At 41.2% G+C, this 2455-nt stretch carries 2 protein-coding genes; one reads left to right on the top strand and one right to left on the bottom strand.

Features of this window, described 5'->3' with window-relative positions; translation table 11 throughout:
- Positions 1–246: AraC family transcriptional regulator (locus tag H7254_RS09390; protein ID WP_301932724.1), on the top strand; the 246-nt coding region annotated here is incomplete at its 5' end.
- Between the two features lie 473 nt (positions 247–719).
- On the opposite strand, the gene H7254_RS09395 is transcribed toward H7254_RS09390, so the two are convergent.
- Positions 720–2455 (bottom strand): M28 family metallopeptidase (locus H7254_RS09395; protein WP_301932725.1); only part of this gene is annotated, 1736 nt, incomplete at its 5' end.

The following is a 2455-nucleotide window of genomic DNA, read 5'->3' on the forward strand; positions in this document are numbered from 1 at the left end:
AGTCCTAAAACTTATACCCGCATTGTTCGTTTTGATAATGCCATGAAATTACAAAACGCCCAACCACATAAAGATTGGTTGAGTATAGCCCTGCACACCGGCTATTACGATTACCAGCATTTGGTTAAAGATTTTAAAGATTTTACAAAAACTACACCTACAGAATTTGTTGAAAAAGATAACAATGCACCCGAACGTGTGCTTGGGGTAAAAGAAGATTTTGGAGGCATGGCTATGTCTGCCTGAAAAATTTACGGCAAAAATATAACTCAATAATAGGCAAAAGAGTTAAGATGCCAGTTTAATATATTATTGAATTTATGCAACCGACAGGGCATACAATATTTATCAGAGATACCCTTTGGCAATACAATTATTTAATGTTTTAATGGCAGCGCAAAAGTTAGATTATATTAACCATAACCGCACGCAGCCGCACTGGCTTTTATCCAGCCAGCCTGCAACATACAGTTTTTCATCTGCTTGCTTTTATAAGCAGCAAATTGATGAGTTTGGAATGCTTACTTATTTCGGAAAAGCTTTCTAGATGGTGGTTGGCGAGATACCAACCACGGGAACAAAATACAGTTTTTCATCTGCTATCTTTTATGAGCAACAAATTGATTAGTTTAACTTGCTTACTCATTTCGGCGAAGCTTTCTACTTGGTGATGGTGAGGCACCAACAACGGGAACGACTGACTCATCCACTCCATCCAATTACTTTGCAGCTACTGCTGCGGCATCTAAATACTTTGATAAATTAGTAATGGTAGTTGCAGCAATTTCAATTTGTTCCTGAGCTTCTTTCCAGTTGCGTTGTTCAAGCGCTTCTCTAATGCCAGGTAATGTTTTTACACCATAGCCGGTGAAAAAACCGGGGGCATATATGGCATGTTTATACCAGCCACGACGAGGCAACCCATCTTTGGTAAGCAGCACCTGCTCTGCTTTATACAGTTGTTTATTGAGTTCGTTTTTCTTTTCACTTGTTAATGTGTTGGAGCTTATAATTGTATAAAGGCTTTCGGCAGTTTTAGCCAAATTGGATACTGCATTTTGCAAAGAAGCAAAGTTAAAAAAAGGCACTTCGTCTTTTGCAATTGGTGGCAATAATGGGTCGGTTACTTTATTAGCGATGATGTAATATTTTTCTTTGATAAGCTGGTTTTCTACCAAAGTATTTTCTCTCATTTCATCAGCAAGTGCACTTACTTCTTTGGTGTATTTGCTTATGGTAGTTTGTAAATTTCGGAAATCGAAAGGCAATAATTCTGCATCTGCAAAACGCAACGTAGTACGGCCTGCTGTTTTGGCTAATACCACACCATATTCAAAAGTAGGGTCTTTAAAACGCCTGTATAAATCGTAAGAATCATAAATGGAATGGTACTCTCCGCCATCATCTTCGCCACTAAAACCAAGGTTTAAAGAAGGGATACCAATGTGCTGCGCAAAGGGAGAAAAATCGGAGCCGGAACCTAATGCCGGTAAGGTAAATATTTTTGTAGCGATGATTTCCTTCTTTTCTTTTGAAGAACCAGCTTTCACAATATTTAATGAACGCCTTCTGTCGAACACTGTAACATTTGTTTCCGGATCGTTGACTGCTTTAGCGATCTCTGTAAAGGCAGGCTCCAAAGCCTGTGACCCGCCGGCATCTAAAAAACCCCTTCCGTTACCATCAGAGTTGATGTATAGCACTGCCTTTTTTTGTAGTTCATCTGCATGAAATTCTACCCATTCGGTAGAACCCATCAGCCCTGGCTCTTCTGCATCCCAGGCGCAATACACAATAGTACGTTTTGGTTTCCATCCAGTTTTTACCAGCTCTGCAACTGATCTTGCTTCTTCCATCATAGCAGCCTGTCCGCTTAAGGGATCGGCTGCACCATTTACCCAGGCATCGTGGTGGTTGCCACGTATTACCCACTCATCAGGAAATTCAGCACCCTTTAATTTGGCTATTACATTATTGATAGGCCTCACCTGCCAGTCAAAGGCAAGTTTTAAATGAATTTTATTTTTGCTGGGTCCTGCATGATAAGTGATAGGCAACGCACCTTTCCATGCATCAGGAACTACGGGTCCTTCAAGGCTTTGGAGCAAGGGTAATGCATCGGCATAGCTGATAGGAATAACCGGTATTTTTAATAAATTGGTAGCATCTTTTCTGTTTAACCTAGGGGCATCTTTAGTGGCGCCAACGCCGGGTGTTAAAGGGTCGCCGGGATAGATAGGCATATCCATTACTGATCCTCTTTGTGCGCCGGCTTCCGGACGAAAAGGCCCTTTGGGATATGTATCGCCCTGATAATAACCATCCTCTTTGGGATCAGAATAAATGATGCAGCCAATGGCGCCATGTTCCTGTGCTACTTTTGGTTTAATACCCCGCCAGCTTTGTCCATATTTTGCAATCACTATTTTGCCTTTTACATCAATACCCATCCGGG

This window comes from Ferruginibacter sp., assembly GCF_014377975.1.
Lineage (GTDB): Bacteria > Bacteroidota > Bacteroidia > Chitinophagales > Chitinophagaceae > Ferruginibacter.